The following is a 19136-nucleotide window of genomic DNA, read 5'->3' on the forward strand; positions in this document are numbered from 1 at the left end:
TTTAGAGGCTTTTTTCTGTAGTATATAATTGCTCTAGTAGCAGTAATGTCGCAACTAAGGCACTATTTAGTTGCGCCAGCGCACTCGCTTGCTCGGTCAAACTTTGTTTGCATTCTAATTCTAAGCCCACATAATCTTCAGCCGCGTATTTTTTTCTTAAGCTTGTAGTAAAGCCATCACTAATTCCGCGATAGGGATAATTTAGGCGTACTTGTAATTGATCGTCATGCTGTTTTAATAAATATTGCCAGTGCCGAGCAATACGTTGTTCAGCCGCGCGTTTAGGGTCATAGAGAAAACCAATGTCTGTATTGCGGCTAATTCCATTCAATATGGGCGTAAAGCTATGAATAGATAAATGCCAAACTTGGTAACCTTTCGCGATACTTGTTTGAATTAATTGCTCTATTGCTTGTCTAAAAGGCAAATAATAAGATTGGATTAATTGATTTTTTTCTTCAAGTGAGCAGGCTTTTGAAATTTCAGAAAAACAGGTTTTGTGCTTAAGGCTTCGATTACAATCAATTAATAAACGACTAACGGTGGCGCAAATTAAAGGAGAGTGTAAAGCATTACTGAGGTAGCTTGCGATATCTAATGCGCCAATATCAAATCCTCTATGAGAATTGAGTAAAGGCTCATGATGCGCAAAATAATGATTATAAGCTGGAGGTATCGTATTGACTGCATGCTCGCAGCTTAAAATAACGTTTATCTCTCTCACGATGGATTAAATTGTTGATTAGTTAATAAACAATGGCTAAGCTGGCGATAAATACTCATTAAGGCACTCTGGCTTAATTTCGGGCCACTCGCTTTTAACAATCGTTCACTTAAATTACCTTGGCTTAAAATATATTCTAAGGCGCGTTGACTGCCCTCATCTAATTGGTGACTAATTTGTTCAATAAGTTGACACCATACGTCACGACATGTGCTTACCGCTTGCTTTAATTGCCATTGCGATAACAATTCTCTATTGTCAATAATCGTCGTTAACCCATTAACCTTGGTTTGATCATAAAGCGCTTTTAAATTCTTAGTCGGATAGGGATTGTCTAAAAAGTAATGCGACTGGTTAATCCACTGTTTAAGGATATAAAACACCGCTTTTGCAATGGCAATATCAGCAGTGACGCATTCTTGCGTATCTAATATCCGAATTTCAATGGCTTTATGCTTAAATTTAGGAATAGCTGCCCGCGAGTTTAGCCACTCATGTTGCAATATTTTTTGTTCATCATAGAGGCTAATAGCATCATACATAGGCTGTAGAATTTTTTGCTGATATTCAGCTTCTGAGCTTATAAATTCTGGAATAATATCGCCACTTATAGCAGGAATTTTACGTTGATTGCTGCCATAAAAATCTAGACGCGTATCTTTTATCCCGGTAACCGCGCCTTCAAGAAAGGGAGTACTTGCTGCTAGTGCAGGTAAAAGAGGTAATAATAAACGAATAGCATTATGTAATTGATTAAATTCAGTGTCATTGGCAAAGGGTAAGTTAATATGCATGCTTTGCAGATTTGACCAGCCATGCCCCTTGCAATTAAAAATCTTATCAAATTGCTGATAAATATCGTTATTACCATGTGGCCAGCGTTTTGTTTCTTGTAGCGGATTCATCCAGGGGTGGGCACCTGTCGGTAATAATTGTAAATGGTGTTCAGCTAAAATAGGATTAATTGTCGTAATAGCCTTTTGGAAATGCTCTGCTAATGGCTCCGTTAAGGGGCGTGGGCCATTGTTTTTTAGCTCAAGTACATGCAGTACTAATTCATTGCTGACAGCAATATCATCTAAATTAGTTTCATTTACTAATTCACCAGCCAATTGTTTTAAAATAATATCGCTTTTGGGCTGTACATTTAAAGATGTTTTATCAACCAGCATATATTCAATTTCAATACCAATTACCGAGAAAATAGAATAATTAGACATACCCATGCTTCCTACGAATTCGTTGTAAAAAGACATTCATCACTTGATGATAAAGCGATTCACCAAGTAGTTTGTCTTCCAATCCATTATCAATATTAGGATTATCATTTACTTCAATGACATAATGTTTATCGTTATGGCTTTTCATATCAACACCATATAAGCCGTCGCCAATTAAGCGAGTGACTTTTAGTGCTGTTTTAATCACGGCTTCTGGTACTTCATGAATCGGCACTGTTTCAACTTTACCCTCACGTGTATCTTTTGTGGCATCCCAATTATAAATTTGCCAATGGTCTTTAGCCATATAATAGCGACAAGCAAAAATAGGTCGATTGTCTAAAATACCAATGCGCCAATCAAATTCTGTTGGAATGAAGGGCTGAATCAGAACCAGATCGGAGGTTTTAAAAAATTGTGATAATGATTTTTGCAGCGCTTTACTGTCTTCAATTTTAATGACTCCATGCGAAAAAGCACCATCTGGTTTTTTTAATACACATGGAAAATCAATTTGCGGCGCTTCTTTATCATATTTACTTAAAAAGAGCGTTTCTGGTGTTAAAATTTGATGATTGCGCATTAATTCAGCCAAATAGACCTTATTACTGCATTTAACAATCGATTGCGGATCATCAATTACTACCATATTTTGTTGATGAGCATACCTTGCCATACGATAGGTATAATGGTTTACGGCCGTTGTTGCCCGAATAAATAAGGCATCGTATTCAGCAATAGATTTACTGTCACTTTTTTCTATAAAATCAACATTAAGCCCCATTTCTTCACCGGTGTGGGCAAAGAACTCTAAGGCTTTCTTATTGGAAGGTGCGTTCGTTTCGCTAGGATCAACTAAAATAGCTAAATCATGATAGCGTTGTTTTTTACGCCATTGATGGAAGCGCTTTTTAGATAAATAGCTTTCCGCCGCTTCCTTCATGAATTCAAGATGATTTGCTGGTATATCTGCTAGCGATAAGGCTTGTAAATGTTTGATACGCCATTGCTTTTTACGCTCTAAGGTAAAGCGTAAGAGTGGTAATGGGAAAAGGCCATGTAATTTCTTAGCAAGTAAGGCATGACGTTTTGCCATGTTTTGACCAAAGTAAAGACTAAAAACGAACTCATCTGTTTTAATGTCATGTAAGCTATGTTCTATTTCTTCATCAATTTCTTGCGAAATGAGTTTAGATAGACTCGTACTTAATACGTCTTGAATACTATCAACCGAAGGTATTGCTTTGTGATCGCGTGCATGAGCAAGTAATGAAACGTAGTAGCCAATGCTTTGATGGTTATAGGATTGGCAGAGATTAATCACACGCATGGCTTTATTTTGAGTATATTCTTCATGAGATAGGTAGTTTCTTGCATGAACAATAGTGGCAAGGTGGCTTAAAAACTCCCAACTGGGAGGTTCATCAGTAACGATTATAGTTTGCATTTCATAGCTCCCTTAGGTTGAATGATTAATAAATTTGCGTCATAGGTTAGTACACCTAGCATAATTGCATTAATAAGTCGATTACTACTTACTTTATAATAATTATCATGAGACAGGGGATTTTCGCGATGTGGATCAGCAACAATGATTAATCTTTTTGGTTTATCGTAACCGCACAGTACAACGAAATGGCCACAAGGCGTGCCGCGAATATCATCATAGAGGCCTTGCCCGTGTTTATTATAAATTTCTCGGGCACTGCGATATAAATATGTGGCACTTAGGCCAGTTAAAATGGGGACTTGCTGATTAAAATATTGACTTAATAGTTTAACACTTAAAGTTCTAAAGCGTATTTGGCCGCCTAATTCGATATAATCTAAATAGGAATGACTGGCCTGTACAAAACGTCTCGTTCGTTTATATTTCATCTGCGTTCTAAGCTTTCTTTTTAATAACGCAGGGCAGGCAATGCCATCGTTTTCAAACCAAGTTGGATCAAAAACTGCAAGATTATTAACGTATAAGGTTGTGTCAAATCCTTGTAAGAGTGCATGCTTACCAAGCATCGATGCTAAGGTACCGCCTGAAAGAGAGCGTTCAACCGTATTAACAATCTCTTCTAAAGATAAATCTAGATTATAGTAGCGATAAATTGCATGCAAGCTAGTCGGACCACAGGATTCGTCATCAGGTTGAGTATGGATTGTTAAATCAATCATAATAGCAGCTTCGACAATTCCCTTATTCAATTTATTAACGTTAAAATCAAAGGCCTCTCATGTCAAATAATCTTTATTTATAAAGACTTAACTATTTTTTAGCCTTCTATCTTCTTATTAAGAAAGCATACTTAAAGTAAGTGTGCAACAAAAATTACAAGTGGAACCAGTAATCCAAATGATAAGATAAGCATAGCAGGAAATAGTAAATAATTCTTTCTTGTAGTTGAGAAGGCTGCCATGGTTGACTTGTTCGCTAGCGGTTTATGTAAGAGATAGACTAAAATCAGTAAACCATAAAAGTAAATTGATAAGACGGTTAACTTAAAGAAAATAAAAGGCATATCACGTTCGGGTACGTAGCCTAGCGGGAAATTAAGGAGGAGTAGGCTGATTAACCCTAAATTAGCATAGTGTATATTTAAAGTCGGTTGCCTGCATAAGGTTTCATAGAGATAGGCAAAAGGCATGATTAATAGTGGAAAATAATACAGCCACCCCAAAGGGCTCATAAAAAGCATCATGACTAACGTTAAGCAAAAAGAACGATGATCATTTGTTTGAATCCTATCAATTTTTTTTACATACCAAATTAAAAGGATTAAAAAAATAACCGCATAAATCGCATGCACAAACCATAGACTTTGATGATTATCCGCAGAATCAATTAAAAGACGAAATAAGAAGCCATAAAAAGACGCATTCCATAGATCACCATACCAAAGAACACGATGTACCATATCAAAATAGAGCGTATAAATATGAATACCATGGGTAATAATAGGAATTAAATGCGTAATGATACAAGTTATAATGGTTACCATTAATACGCGATAGCGCCTTTGCTTTAAGGCAAAGAAAAATAATAATGCGGGAAAGATTTTAAGGGTAATAATAAACCCCCAAAGAAATCCAGCTAAGTAATCATTTTTTCTTAGATAAAAATAATAACCGCCGATAATAAAAAATAATAATAAGCTACCTACTTGGACAATTGTTGTGCTTATTACTGTTGAATAAAAACCTAAATAAATGATAAATAAATAAAACCAATTTTTTTTAAAAGTTTGTGGTGATACGCATATTTTGAAAGAAAAATAGGCACCTATTAAACCTGAGATAAATAATATGAAGAACCAAATAACGGTGGCTAGGCGATAACTAAGTTTTGTAAGTGGCTCAATTAATTCAAGAAAAAAAGGTGGATTTAAATTAATCGGAAGTTTGACTAGGTTAGTAGGTAGGAAATTACTGACTAATACTTTATAAGGGTTAGAATGCTTCAAATAAGCGGTGGCTGACGCATAAAATGAAATAAAATCTAGGCGTAAGTCTAGCCTAATTAAAAAATAAAAAAGTAATATATAAGTTAGGATAACAAAAAAGGGGAACCCTCGCTTGAATGCATTATAATACATGGCAGTCCTTAGCTGACCAGTATTTATATTGTTCATCCTATTTTCCAATGACCTTTATCGATAACTCAAGGTTAAAACTTGCTACCAATTCTGGTTTATGCGGGTAATGAGTCAAGGCTTCGATAGGAATAATTCGGTTAACTCGTTCTTTGGTTTGTTTAGATTCTATAATCATTTCTTTAACCGAGTCGCCTGCTTTACAAACAAAATAAACTTCTGATTCGGGGCGTTTAATGAACTGTGCTTCAAACGATTTAAAAGCTAAGGATATTTTTTCATTAATTTGTCTTGCATGATAGAAACCGTGTAAACCACCTGCTAAATCAGCGCCAACAGCTAAAGCGCCAAAGTACATCGAATTTAGATGATTTTTACTGCGGCGAGTTAAAGGTAATTTAATAATAATGTTTTGCTCATTTAGCTCGATTATCTTAGGCTTCAAATAACCAATCAAGGCAACTTTAAAGTGTCCAAAATACCAAAGAAAAAATTTAAAACGTGTTAAAATCGGCATGAGGCTAAATCCTTTTAATCAATTAAAACTTAAGAAGACGCTTTATTTATCTTTAAATGAGTAATTACTTTTTTTACACCGCGAATGGCTGCAACGCGCTTAATAATCGCGGCAATTGACTTGTTACTTTTAACTTGCCCACTTAGAGTCACGATACCATTAATGGTGGTCGCGTTAATGCCTACTAAAGGAATAGATTCATCATCGAGTACTTTCGCTTTAAGAACAGCCGCTTCCACTTTAGCCGTGATGTAGGTGTCTGTTAATGCGGTATTGACCTGTTTAATTTCTAAATCTTCTACATCGATAGAGACAACACCCTTTGTTGAGTTAGCCAGGCGTAATGCTTTAACAAACGCTTCATTATTTTTCACATAACCTGATAATTTTACCACGCCATTTTCTGTCGAAACAGAGATTTTAAGTGGATTAAGATCGCTATCCTTTGTAAACTTGGCTGTAATTTTAGTGGTTATTAATGAATCACTAATAGTCTGCTCAATTTCCTTAAGGTTGGGTTCTGTATAGCCGGTATTTACCGCGCCTACTACCAACAGTACAAGGATTAAATTTTTCAAAAATTGCATGGTATTGGCCAAAAGTAAAAGAGATGAGAATTATAACAGTTTTAAAAAGCTACCAATAGCTTTCCAGCGGTGTCAGTACACAGATTTACCCACAAAAATTGTGGGTAAGTTGCTAGGATCGCGAAATATAGTTTATTACGCTACTAATTAGGCGCTGCCGAGATAATAATCCTTTAGACCATACTGGCGTGCTTCATCATTAACTTAAACTTAATCCCATGCTGTTATCTTGATTTACTTTTTGTTTATTTTCATTTTCGTAAGCTAAGTGCTCAATAAAGCGAATGCGTCTGGCTAAAGAGCCCGTTGGATTACCTAATTTAATATTATGTAGAGCATCTAGCAAACCGGGTAAGTTAGTGCTTTTACTGATGATCTCATCTACTGCATCAATATGATGCCTATTCCAGTGGCCACTAAAGAATCGAGTAGCCCCAGGAAGATAACTATCTGATTTAGTATAGTCTTTTAATATAGCTAAAGCCTGATCGAAAGTAGCGTTATCATTATCTTGTAATTTTTCTGTGATTTCCTTATAAGATTTAGGAAAAAATAACTCATGCATGTTTATATATCTTCCCGCGGAGCTTCCTACCCATGCTAGATGCGGTACTAACACCCTCTCTACAGAAACAGGCAAATGAATTAATAAATTTTTCAACCTTTCATCCTCAATACTTTCCTCAAAAGGATCGAGGTTTCCCATATTTAATCCTTTCAATTTCTTATGAAAAGCTCCAAAAATAGATGCTAAGTCTTTATCAGCATATACCTCAAATAAATTAGGTAAGCTAATGTGGGTAATATGGGCAGGAATAGTTTGAATAAGGGCTTTAATTGTTGCGATATCTGTCCTGTCAACAGTAGACTTATCAAATAATTTAGATAAGCTAAGGTGAGTAATATGGTCAGGAAGATGTTGAATAATCTTTAGTACAGATGAGATATCTGTTTTACTAGTAAACTCAACGCTCGTTATTTGCTCAGGAATCGCTTTTAATACCTCTGGAGACTGCAATTGCTTTAAGTCAAAAGAAATTGCAGTAGCATCATTCGGAATTGACTTCAAAGCAGTGTTAATTGCCATCGCCGTCGCGGTTATAGGGTTATCGTGATCCTCTGATTGTTTAATAACGATAATTCTATTAAACCGCCCACCAATTAGATTAGGTTTATCTTCTATAGCAAAACCAGGATGGGTAATTTCTTTTTTATCCTGGTTATTTGTGCGCGAAGTATAAAAAAATACAAACATAATAGTTCCAAATTCGAATCTAAATGTAATAAATTTTACCAATTATTTTTTTTTTTTGTAAAGATTGTTCTCTAAGTTATATGGTGCAATGGCAGCCGTTTTTCTTCTATTATTGTAGGATATGACTAAGTTTTAGCCGGTTACTAAGCAAATCTATCAAGCCTAATTAATGGACTCTTTGGTGACTGTTAAGCTTTGTATTAAATAAGATGGTTTATTGGATTTAACCACAACGGCAGAAAAGTAGAGGTTTAAGTTTAGCTCAGGCACCTTAATGCCCTGATTGACCCGCCAATAAATGATATTCTCAAAACCTTGCTGTACAATTAATTGTCTTGTTTTAATCGCCGTTGGATGTAACACAAGTTGGTTGTCTCTAATTGCAACAAATTTATCGCCAAGAAAACTTCTTAAATCCTCCCAGGCTTCAGGCGTGTAATTAGGCTTGACTGACTCTAATTGGTTGTCTAGATTTTTATAATTAAGTGTTAGGGTTTTCAATAAGGTTTGTTGTGTCCAGTTAAGAACTTGTTCATTACTTGCATTACAGAAAGTAGGTAAAAGGAAGCAAACTAAAAGTAATTTCTGTAAGTAATTTATCATTCCTATACCTTTGAGCCGCCGTTATGCTATCAGTATAGCAATTAATGGTTCCTTAAGATTAAGTCGGATATAAATTCGCAAAGTCACCAATAACAGGTATATAATCTGTAGTTTTTTATAGCAGGATGGCCATTCGTATGCAATCAATTCATATTCGAGGTGCAAGAACGCATAATCTGAAGAATATTGATGTTAATATCCCGCGTAATCAATTAACCGTCATTACCGGGTTATCAGGTTCAGGTAAATCCTCACTCGCTTTTGATACCCTATATGCTGAAGGACAACGTCGTTACGTTGAATCCCTCTCAGCTTATGCTCGCCAATTTCTGTCGGTTATGGAAAAACCTGATGTAGATGCAATTGAAGGGTTATCACCAGCTATTTCAATAGAACAAAAAGCAACATCGCATAATCCACGCTCAACGGTAGGTACAATTACAGAAGTTTATGATTATTTACGTTTGCTTTTTGCGCGCGTCGGTGAGCCTCGTTGCCCTATTCACAAGCTAAGCTTACATGCGCAAACAATAAGTCAAATGGTTGATCATGTCTTAACTTTACCTGCAGATAGTAAGGCCATGATTTTAGCACCTGTCATTCGCGAGCGGAAGGGTGAGCATCTGCAATTACTACAGCAATTACAAGCACAAGGTTATATTCGGGCAAGAATTGATGGTGAAGTTTATGAGCTAGATGATCCACCTAAATTATCCTTACGCCAAAAGCATACGATTGAAGTAGTCGTAGATAGATTTAAAATACGTGAAGACATGAAGCAGCGTCTCAGTGAATCCTTTGAGAATGCTTTGAATTTAGCAGATGGGTTGGCAGTGGTTGTTTCTTTAGATGACAGTTTTGCGGATCTTGTTTTTTCTTCTAAATTTGCTTGTTCTGAGTGTGGTTATAGTTTAAGCGAATTAGAGCCTAGGTTGTTTTCATTTAATAACCCAATGGGTGCTTGTTCAGCTTGTGATGGTCTTGGCGTGAATCAATTTTTTGATCCAAAACGCGTGGTACATGATGAAACGGCGAGTTTAGCAGCGGGTGCAATACGGGGTTGGGATAAAAAAACAACCTATTATTATTCGCTACTTGAGTCGTTAGCGCGTCATTATCAATTCGATCTTGAAACGGCGTTTTGCGATTTGCCTGAAAAAATACAAACGATCATATTACATGGCGGTGGTAAAGAAGAAATAGAATTTCGCTATTATCGTTCGCGCGGGGACTATTTTACTAAGCGGCATAAGTTTGAGGGAATTATTCCTAATATGCAGCGACGCTATCATGAATCAGAGTCAATAACCGCGCGGGAAGAATTAGCAAAATACCTTGCTTCGCGCCCATGCCAGGCGTGTTTAGGAACGCGTTTGCGTGAAGAAGCACGGAATGTCTTTATCGAAGATAAGAATCTCCCTGAGATTTGTGCTTATTCAATTGATAAAGCGTATCATTTTTTTAAAACACTCCATCTAACAGGTTATCGAGGCGAAATCGCTGACAAAATTAATAAAGAAATTGTGGAACGGCTGGGCTTTTTAGTTAATGTAGGGCTAGATTATCTCTCTTTAACACGTAGTGCTGAAACCTTATCAGGCGGTGAAGCGCAGCGCATTCGTCTAGCTAGTCAAATTGGCTCAGGTTTAGTTGGTGTGATGTATATTTTAGATGAGCCTTCTATTGGCCTGCACCAACGAGATAATGATCGTTTATTAAAAACCCTAATGCATTTACGTAATTTAGGAAATACCATTATTGTCGTAGAACACGATGAAGATGCTATTAGAGCCGCTGACTATGTACTTGACATAGGCCCTGGGGCTGGCGTTCATGGTGGTGAAGTGGTCGCTTGCGGTAGTCCTGCAGAAATTACTAAAAATCAAGCGTCATTAACTGGGCAATATTTAGCAGGTACACAACGTATTGCTATCCCTAAACAGAGGAAAGCCGTTGATGAATCGCGTATGCTGCATTTAGTCAATGTAAATTGTAATAACTTGCATAACGTCAAAGTGAGTATTCCATTAGGATTGGTAACTTGTATTACTGGCGTTTCTGGTTCAGGAAAATCAAGCTTAATTAATGATACCTTATACCCAATTGCCGCGAATAAGCTTAACCGGGCTAATTTAATGTGCGTAGGTGCAATTGATAAAATTGAAGGACTGGAGCTTTGTGATAAAGTAATTGACATTGATCAAAGTCCAATTGGCCGTACGCCACGCTCTAATCCGGCCACTTATACAGGCTTATTTACACCAATTCGTGAGCTCTTTTCTAATACACCTGAATCGCGTGCTCGTGGTTATCAACCAGGTCGTTTTAGCTTTAATGTACGTGGCGGCCGCTGTGAAGCCTGCCAAGGGGATGGGTTAATTAAAGTTGAGATGCACTTTCTACCTGATATTTATGTAGCTTGTGATGTGTGCAAAGGCAAGCGCTATAATCGTGAAACCTTAGAAATTCAGTATAAAGGTAAAAATATCCACGAAGTGTTAGACATGACAGTTGAAGAAGCTTATGAGTTTTTTGCAGCAATTCCAGTACTTGCACGTAAATGCCAAACGTTAATGGATGTCGGTCTTTCCTATATTCACATTGGGCAAAGTGCAACGACCTTATCAGGCGGTGAGGCACAGCGTATCAAATTAGCACGTGAATTGTCCAAGCGAGGCACCGGCAAAACGCTTTATATTCTTGATGAGCCAACAACAGGGTTGCATTTTCATGATACCAAGCAGCTACTAGAAGTGCTGTTTAGATTGCAAGAACAAGGCAATACCATCGTCATTATTGAGCATAACCTAGATGTTATTAAAACAGCCGATTGGATTATTGACTTAGGCCCTGAAGGTGGAAGTAAAGGCGGCCAAATTATTGCTACAGGAACACCTGAAATGGTCGCTCAATGCAAAGCTTCTTATACGGGGCAATTTCTAAAACCATTATTAGCAAATAATAAAGTAATACCCGCAGAGGCTTAAGCTGTGGTTATCATTAACTGGAAATATTGTTGCTTAGAAAGCCAAGCTAGAGTTAAGTCGTTGCGAACCTTTACGAAGTAAAGGTGAAGCAATCCAGTAAAGTGCATTTGTAAAGCCCGCACTGGATTGCTTCGCTTCGCTCGCAAAGACGAACGAATGGATTAAAGCAAATAGTGGTTTAAGGCAAGCGGGCTATGTTGATTAACGTTTGGTAAAATATTGAACACTTGGACCGATTGGCTTATCCACGCAACAATGCCTTAGATGGAAGTCGCAGGATTACTAAGCTAAAGTGAAAGGATGAGGTGTTTTACTTACAATGATAAACAGCAAAGGATAAGGATGCCGTGATGAGTTTAAAAACCTATCATAAAAAAAGGAATTTTAGTAAAACGCCTGAGCCAAAGGGTAGAGTTCAATCTAGTCATAAAAATCTTTTTATTATTCAAAAGCATGCAGCTAGCCACCTTCATTATGATTTTCGTTTAGAGTTAGAGGGTGTACTTAAAAGCTGGGCTGTCCCTAAAGGGCCTTGTTTAGATCCTAAGGTGAAACGCTTAGCAATGCAGGTAGAAGATCACCCCGTCGAATATGGCTCTTTTGAGGGCATTATTTCTGAAGGCGAATATGGCGGTGGCACAGTCATGCTTTGGGATAAGGGTAAGTGGCAGCCACTGGATGATCCTATAGAGGCTTATCAAAAAGGACATTTACGTTTTGAGTTAAAGGCACAAAAATTAACCGGGCGTTGGGATTTAATTCGATCTAATCGCGATGGTAAGGCCTGGTTTTTAGTAAAATTTAAAGATAAAGCAGCCAAGTCTTTAGATGATTATGATATTACTCAAGCCAAACCCAATAGCGTATTAACAGAGCAAACACTCGATGAAATTAAAGAACATCATACTCACCCTAAGGATAAAAAGGACTTAAAGAAAAAAACGAAGCCCAAAAAATCAATCATTGCTGAAGGTTTAGCTACTGAGTTAGCAAAACATTCAGCAAAGTCATCATTGCCAGAAAGTATTTCACCTGAACTGGCAACGTTAGTCGATGAAATCCCTAATGGCCCTGAGTGGCTACATGAACTTAAATTTGATGGCTATCGGATTGTAGCGTTTAAGAATGGCAATAGCATAAGATTAATGTCACGTAACAATAAAGATTGGACTGAAAATTTTCCAAATGTAGTAGCTCAATTAAAAAAATTACCTGTAAAACAAGCTATTTTTGATGGTGAAATTGTAGTGCTTGATGAGCATCATAAGTCTAATTTTCAACTCTTACAAAACTCTGTAAAAGCAAACAAAGAAACGCCATTTATTTATTATCTATTTGATTTACTCTATGTTGATCAATTTGATTTAAGAGAGCGTCCGCTGTTAGAGAGGAAAAATACCTTAGCTACTATTTTAGCAGCAACAAATCAACAAGATTTGCGCTTCAGTGATCACATCATTGATCAAGGTGAGGAGGTCTTAAAGCAGTCTTGTGCGTTAGCGCTTGAAGGCATTGTTTCTAAAAAAGTTAATGCCCCATACTTAGAAAAAAGGACAGAAGATTGGGTTAAGGTTAAATGCATTAAGCGGCAGGAATTTGTTATTGGTGGTTATACGCTACCTAAAGGTGCTCGTCATTATTTTGGCTCGTTATTGGTTGGATTTTATGACAAAAATGGACAATTACATTACTGTGGCAATGTAGGTACAGGTTTTACCCAAGCATCCTTAAAATCTGTGTTTACTGAATTAGAAAAAAATCGCACGACTAAAAATCCGTTTATTTCGCGCCCACCGGATGCGTCTAAGGCGCTATGGGTAAATCCAGTACTCGTTGCAGAAGTAGAATTTACTGAATGGACGAATGATGAGCGCTTACGTCATCCAAGCTTTCAGGGGCTGCGTTATGATAAAGAGGCTCATGCGGTTAGAAAAGAGGTAGAAAAACCAATTGCAAAAGTAACTCAAACTACATCTACAAAATCCAAACGCACAAAAAAGGCGAAAAAAGAGCCCGCTGTTTTAACCCATGCAGATAAAATTATTTACCCAGAAGATAATATTACTAAAGAAGAGCTTTTTAATTATTATGAAGCAATAAGCGACTCTATCTTACCGTTTATAAAAGATCGTTTACTAACTTTAGTCCGATGCCCAGAAAATTACGCTAAGTGTTTCTATCAAAAGCACCTATATGCTGGTAGCTCGCCATCTTTGTATACCATGCCGGTAGAAGGGAAGGCAGAAATTGAGCATTATCTCTATCTTAAAGATAGGCAAGGTTTACTGAGTTTAATTCAAATGGGTGTATTAGAAATCCACCCGTGGGGAAGCCGTATAGATACGCTTGAATGCCCTGACCTAATTACAATTGATTTAGATCCAGCACCAGGACTTCCTTGGCAGGAGGTCGTAGAGGCAGCTTTTGAAATAAAGAAACATTTAGAAGGATTTAAGTTAACGTCTTTTGTTAAAACGACGGGCGGTAAAGGCTTGCATGTCGTTATTCCTATTTTGCCTGAGTATGACTGGGAAGAAGTTAAGCAATTTACGGAAGTTTTTGTACAATTTTTAGAAAAGCTAAAGCCAGATGCTTATGTAAGTAAAATGGCTAAAACAAAGCGTAAGGGAAAAATTTTTATTGATTATCTACGCAATCAACGCGGCGCCACAGCAATTAGTGCTTATTCAACGCGTGCTCGCGCTCATGCCCCAGTAGCCACACCGCTGCATTGGGATGAATTAACGGATGAGTTTAGTGATACTTTTTTTACGCTGCGTACTTTGCCTAAGCGCTTAGAAGCATTAAAAGCTGATCCCTGGCATGATTATCATAAAATTAAACAATCATTACGGTTAGATGCGTTAAGAAGCTAAGTGTAATCATGCTCCAAACTCGCTAATAATTTATTTTTAATTTCTTTCGTCTACGCTTAATTTAAGAGCGGCCTAAAAGTTAATAAACTATTAATAATAGGATTTAGGATGGAAACTAAACAAAGGGATTGCTTAATTGTTGGTGCTGGTCCTGCTGGTTTAACAGCAGCTATTTATCTGGCTCGCTTCCGACGTGATATTGCTGTTTATGATTTTAGCTACAGTAGGGCATCATTGATTCCTACCTCTCATAATTACCCAGGTTTTGTTAAAGGTATTTCTGGAAATGACTTATTAGAGCGCTTAAGAAAGCAAGTAGCAAGTTATGATGTGCCCATAATTAGGGAAAAGATTGAAGTGATAGAGCGCCTGGAGGGCGGAGGATTTTTAGCGCAAACTGCTAGTGGTCAAATTAAAAGTCAATATGTTGTGTTAGCAACCGGTGTTAAAGACATTGAGCCACAATTACCCTTTATTAATAACGCCATACAGCAAGGGCTAATTAGACATTGCCCTATTTGTGACGCTTACGAGATTATTGATCAAAAAATTGCTGTTATTGGCGAAGGAAAAGAAGGCTTAGCAGAAGCCATATTTTTACGTCATTATACGCCTAATATTACCTTATTGACGCTAGGACGTTCACCAGAGTGGAGTAAAAAAGAGGTAAATGATATTAAACAAGCTAACTTAATTGTTAATCCTTTACCACTTGTTAAAATCGAGCTCACCGTCAATGAGGGGGCTACACTTTGTTTTGCGGATGGTAAACAAGAGCATTATAATTGCCTTTATTCAGCGCTTGGATGCATTAAGCATGATGATTTAGCCTGTATGTTAGGCGCTAAGAAAAAATCGGGCACCTTAGTTGTAAATCGTTACTATGAGACCTCTGTAAAAGGCATGTTTGCCATAGGTGATTTAGTATCAAGTCTATATCAAATTTGTGTGGCTGAGAGCCAAGCAGCTATAGCTGCTACCGCAATTCATAGGGAATTAGCGAAACTTACTTAAGCGTTTGTTAAAGCCAAAGTTAACCTCTCATAGCTCTATTACTTAGGATAATGTAATGAAGACAGTAAAACGTGTGGTTTCTTTTCTTAAAGAAAATGACCTTACTTTAGTGACCGCTGAATCATGCACTGCAGGACAGATACTTGCTTTATTGGGGAAGGTTGAAGGTTGCGGTAAGTGTTTAGAAGCTGGTTTTGTTGTTTATTCAAGCAAAGCTAAGAAAAGTCTTTTAGGGGTTAAACAAGAAACGATTGATAAATACACGTTAACAAGTGAGGAAATAGCACGCGAAATGGCAAGTGGAGCCTTAAAAAACAGCAGTGCTAATGCTGTCATTGCTACCACAGGCATCATTGGTGATGAGCCTATGGATGGCATTCCACCGGGTACGGTTTGCTTTGCTTGGGGTTTTAAGAAAAAAGGTAAATTACAATTAGTCAGTGAAACGAAGCGCTTTGACGGAACTCGTTCGGAAGTTCAAATTAAAGCGGCTAAGTATGCTTTATTTGCTTTCCCAACACTATATGAGGAGTGTTAAATCTAATTAAATGACTTATCTTTAAGTTGCGATATCATGATTGGTAATATTGATTTTTATAGGGTTAGAGCCATAATTATTAATAATTAAATAACTAGGAAAAGCGAATGACCACGTTTTTGATTGTTGTGCTAATTATCTTAGTGTTATTATTTTTCTGGGCTATCGGTATTTTTAATACCTTAATTGGTTTAATCGAAGCCATCAATAATAATAAACGCCAGATTGATATTCAATTAGATCGGCGCTTTAAAGTGTTTCAATCCTTAATTGAAACAGTAAAAAAATACATGGATTATGAGCAAACCACGTTAAAAGATGTCGTTGCTCTACGTAATCAAGCACAGGCCGCACGGGCTGCTGGTGATGAAAAAGCAAGAATTGCTGCTGAAAATGGTATTTCACAAATTACCTCTGGTTTAAACTTAGTTTTTGAGCAATATCCTGACTTAAAAGCCAATCAAAATGCGCTGCAGCTACAAGAGGAAATCGTAAATACTGAGAATAAGCTTTCTTATGCAAAGCAAGCGTATAATGATAGTGTTGAACGTTATTACGCTAAAAAGAAATCTTTTTTTGAATCCATGATTGTTTCTATGTTCTCTGCAAAATTAGATAAAGAATTTGAATATTGGTCATTGCCTGAAGAGCAAATTAAAGCCAATGAAAATTACACGGTCAAATTTTAATTGAGTAGCAAGATGCCACTTAATGATTATGAAGCAAGCGTAGGTAACTGGCGAGCACAATTACAGCGTAATGAACGTAAAACTCGCCTGGTTATTTTTACATTTATTCTTATTTACCTCATTGTTGGTATCATTGCTGACAGCGTCATTAATCTATCAACTTACCCTAATGCAAGTTTGTCGCAAATACTAATGGCGCTAGTTACGTTTAAAATTATACCCTGGGCCACAATTATTATGGCGGGTGTTGCCGCAATCTCCTTGCTTATTACTTATTCACTCTATGATCGTATCATGTTATTAGGTACAGAATATCGTGAAATTACCCCAGAGAATGCGCAGTCTCTACAAGAAAAGCAACTTTATAATGTGGTTGAAGAAATGAAGGTCGCAGCAGGCTTAAAATATATGCCAAAAGTTTACCTTATTGAAGCGAATTACATGAATGCTTTTGCCAGTGGTTATAGTGAAAAATCCGCCATGGTTGCTATTACTCGAGGTCTAATTGAAAAATTAGACAGAGCTGAATTGCAAGCTGTGATGGCCCATGAGCTAAGTCATATTCGTCATCAGGATATTAAGCTCACCTTAACTGTGGCTGTTTTAAGTAATATTCTACTGATTGTAATTGATATATTATTTTATTCACTGATATATCGTAGAGATAACCGCCGCCAGAATAACAGCGGTGGTAATGCAGCCGCGGCTTTGGTGCTAGTTGTTATCTTATTACGTTATTTATTACCGTTAGTAACGGTTCTATTAACCCTCTTTTTAAGTCGTACACGCGAATATATGGCTGATTCTGGTTCGGTTGAACTCATGCGTGACAATGAGCCTATGGCAAGAGCATTACTAAAAATAAGCCAAGATCATGCAAGCCATGCTGATGAATATACGCAAGAATATGGCAAAACCCCACATGAGCAAATCAGACAAGCATCTTACTTATTTGACCCCTCCAGTATTGATCCTATCAAATCACTAGCAAGTGCATTTTCCACTCACCCTCAAATAGATAAGCGCTTAGAAGCGATTGGATTTAAACGTAAAAATAAAGCGGAATAGTAAACTTCTTCTTTTACAAAATGAAAGGAGCAGCCTTGCGAAAAATTTGTTATGTTTTGGTTGCAACGCAGCGACTTGATTATATATCATTTAACTTTTGGATAATTTCGCTAAGGCGAAGAGTTAAATACAAGGATGAATTGTGCGCTTTAAAAAAATTTTCATAATGGCTCATGTTTTATTTGCCCAGGCTGTATTTGCAGAAGATTTTACCGATTTTACGCCAGATTGGACCAAAGTAATTACCTTAAGTGGTGGACCTGCCTGGACAAGCCCAGGTCAAAGCCAAACCTATTATATTCCGCCAGCGCTATCGCCTTTTCATAGCTATGTTGAGTATTTTGCGCGTGAAACGACAGAAACAATTACTGCAGGTGAGATTTTTTTCGCCTTACAAAGTCCCATAACCCCTTGGTTAACACAGCGTGTAGGTATAGCGTTTGCAGGTACTACAGAGGCGGATCTGCAAGGTACGTTTGCTCTAGACCACATACCGAGAGCAGATTATAGATATAAAATAAGCCATGCGCGAGCAGCCTTGAAAGGCTTATTTGCAGCTTGTCCTAATTTATGGGCCCATCCTTATATCAGTGGCAGTGTTGGCTATAGTTTTAATTCCTCTGATCGATTTAAAACTAACCCACCCCTAAATATTTATAACGTTTATCAGGGTACAACCACCTTTTTAAAATATAGTTCATCCACAAAGGGTTCATTTGCCTATACTGTAGGCTTAGGATTTAACGTAAACTTGGCTAAAAATTGGGAGTTTGGACTTGGTTATGAGTTAGCTGATTGGGGCAGAAGCCAGCTTAAAAGGCCTGAAAGGATTTCTCGTGCCTTTCCACCACCCAAATTATCCAATGTCTACACTCATCAACTGCAGTTTAGTATTAGTTATTTGTATTGCTTATAAACATTAGTATTAATAAGGACTAATAAGTATATCTAACGTATGAATGATTAGTGGGGAAGCATGGGCCGGATTCGCAGTGGCAACGACAGCGGTAAATTCAAGCTTTCTGTGTATTTGTGGTACGATAAATGATTGATGAACTCGCCAACAGCTCGCTTCACCACACTCTTCAGGAGCCACAATCTCTGCAGGCAATATAGACTCTGGCTGAAAGACAATCTGTTGTCCACGTAAGTTATTTTCTACCTGATTACCAAGATAGCGATTTAAAAAAGTGGACATAGAACGCCACGCTTGATGTTTATAATGTCTATGAACATTGGCTGCTTCAGAAATTTTTTCATGATGGCCAGCAGTTAAGGTGGTCATTAACGTTTGCTCAGTCCATTCACTGATTTGCTGGGGGGTATAAGCATATAGGCCATGAGGTAGAAGGAGACAGATAGTGAGAAAAAAGCCAGGTAAGTGAAATCTTTTCATCATCGAAGCTCCTTTATTCATTAAATTTGAATTAGTATTTACCTCTTGTCAAACCCACATTCCTTCATAACTATATTA

The 19136-nt window shown here is 37.3% G+C and carries 17 protein-coding genes; 7 read left to right on the forward strand and 10 right to left on the reverse strand.

The window, feature by feature from the left end:
* Window position 1 precedes the first annotated feature (1 nt).
* The 9 genes from DYE47_RS01585 to DYE47_RS01625 all read right to left on the reverse strand — a co-directional run bounded on the left by DYE47_RS01585 (window position 2) and on the right by DYE47_RS01625 (window position 8490).
* Complete coding sequence (locus DYE47_RS01585) at window positions 2-724, reverse strand: N-formylglutamate amidohydrolase (protein ID WP_115301591.1); 723 nt, start codon at window positions 722-724, stop codon at window positions 2-4.
* The gene (locus tag DYE47_RS01590; RefSeq protein ID WP_165482083.1) at window positions 721-1944 is read right to left on the reverse strand and encodes a carboxylate-amine ligase; all 1224 of its coding nucleotides are present in this window, start codon (window positions 1942-1944) and stop codon (window positions 721-723) included. Before DYE47_RS01590 ends, DYE47_RS01585 begins: the two co-directional genes overlap by 4 nt.
* Entirely contained in the window at window positions 1937-3391 is a 1455-nt protein-coding gene (locus tag DYE47_RS01595) for a RimK family protein (protein WP_115301593.1), read from the reverse strand. The genes DYE47_RS01590 and DYE47_RS01595 overlap by 8 nt, the downstream gene beginning before the upstream one ends.
* Complete coding sequence (locus tag DYE47_RS01600; protein WP_115301594.1) at window positions 3379-4113, reverse strand: cysteine peptidase family C39 domain-containing protein; 735 nt, start codon at window positions 4111-4113, stop codon at window positions 3379-3381. The genes DYE47_RS01595 and DYE47_RS01600 overlap by 13 nt, the downstream gene beginning before the upstream one ends.
* Window positions 4114-4244: 131 nt before the next feature.
* Window positions 4245-5567 carry a glycosyltransferase family 87 protein gene (locus DYE47_RS01605; RefSeq protein ID WP_115301595.1) on the reverse strand — a complete coding sequence of 441 codons (1323 nt, stop codon included), beginning with the start codon at window positions 5565-5567 and terminating at the stop codon, window positions 4245-4247.
* Window position 5568: 1 nt separating this feature from the next.
* Window positions 5569-6045, reverse strand: coding sequence for a hypothetical protein (locus tag DYE47_RS01610; protein WP_115301596.1), 477 nt, complete (start codon window positions 6043-6045; stop codon window positions 5569-5571).
* Window positions 6046-6074: 29 nt separating this feature from the next.
* The gene (locus tag DYE47_RS01615; protein WP_115301597.1) at window positions 6075-6632 is read right to left on the reverse strand and encodes a BON domain-containing protein; all 558 of its coding nucleotides are present in this window, start codon (window positions 6630-6632) and stop codon (window positions 6075-6077) included.
* Window positions 6633-6831: 199 nt separating this feature from the next.
* On the reverse strand, window positions 6832-7887 hold the full coding sequence (locus DYE47_RS01620) for a DUF5617 domain-containing protein (RefSeq protein WP_115301598.1): 1056 nt from the start codon (window positions 7885-7887) through the stop codon (window positions 6832-6834).
* Window positions 7888-8049: 162 nt separating this feature from the next.
* Window positions 8050-8490: a DotI/IcmL family type IV secretion protein gene (locus tag DYE47_RS01625; protein WP_115301599.1), complete on the reverse strand. Its 441-nt coding sequence runs from the start codon at window positions 8488-8490 to the stop codon at window positions 8050-8052.
* A gap of 137 nt (window positions 8491-8627) precedes the next feature.
* On the opposite strand from DYE47_RS01625, the gene uvrA reads away from it, so the two are divergent.
* From uvrA to DYE47_RS01660, 7 genes are all read left to right on the forward strand, one after another.
* Window positions 8628-11477, forward strand: coding sequence for an excinuclease ABC subunit UvrA (gene uvrA, locus DYE47_RS01630; RefSeq protein ID WP_115303979.1), 2850 nt, complete (start codon window positions 8628-8630; stop codon window positions 11475-11477).
* Between the two features lie 350 nt (window positions 11478-11827).
* Window positions 11828-14353 (forward strand): DNA ligase D, encoded by a 2526-nt coding sequence (ligD, locus tag DYE47_RS01635; protein ID WP_115301600.1) that lies wholly within the window; start codon window positions 11828-11830, stop codon window positions 14351-14353.
* 108 nt (window positions 14354-14461) lie between these two features.
* Complete coding sequence (locus DYE47_RS01640) at window positions 14462-15367, forward strand: NAD(P)/FAD-dependent oxidoreductase (protein ID WP_115301601.1); 906 nt, start codon at window positions 14462-14464, stop codon at window positions 15365-15367.
* Window positions 15368-15422: 55 nt separating this feature from the next.
* Complete coding sequence (locus tag DYE47_RS01645; protein WP_115301602.1) at window positions 15423-15905, forward strand: CinA family protein; 483 nt, start codon at window positions 15423-15425, stop codon at window positions 15903-15905.
* Between the two features lie 107 nt (window positions 15906-16012).
* Complete coding sequence (locus DYE47_RS01650) at window positions 16013-16594, forward strand: LemA family protein (protein ID WP_115301603.1); 582 nt, start codon at window positions 16013-16015, stop codon at window positions 16592-16594.
* Between the two features lie 12 nt (window positions 16595-16606).
* Window positions 16607-17662: a zinc metalloprotease HtpX gene (gene htpX / locus DYE47_RS01655; protein ID WP_115301604.1), complete on the forward strand. Its 1056-nt coding sequence runs from the start codon at window positions 16607-16609 to the stop codon at window positions 17660-17662.
* Between the two features lie 142 nt (window positions 17663-17804).
* Window positions 17805-18578, forward strand: coding sequence for an outer membrane protein (locus tag DYE47_RS01660; protein ID WP_115301605.1), 774 nt, complete (start codon window positions 17805-17807; stop codon window positions 18576-18578).
* Window positions 18579-18587: 9 nt separating this feature from the next.
* On the opposite strand, the gene DYE47_RS01665 is transcribed toward DYE47_RS01660, so the two are convergent.
* Window positions 18588-19061, reverse strand: coding sequence for a hypothetical protein (locus DYE47_RS01665; RefSeq protein ID WP_115301606.1), 474 nt, complete (start codon window positions 19059-19061; stop codon window positions 18588-18590).
* Between the last annotated feature and the right edge of the window lie 75 nt (window positions 19062-19136).

It is taken from the genome of Legionella beliardensis, assembly GCF_900452395.1.
GTDB classification, from domain to species: domain Bacteria; phylum Pseudomonadota; class Gammaproteobacteria; order Legionellales; family Legionellaceae; genus Legionella_C; species Legionella_C beliardensis.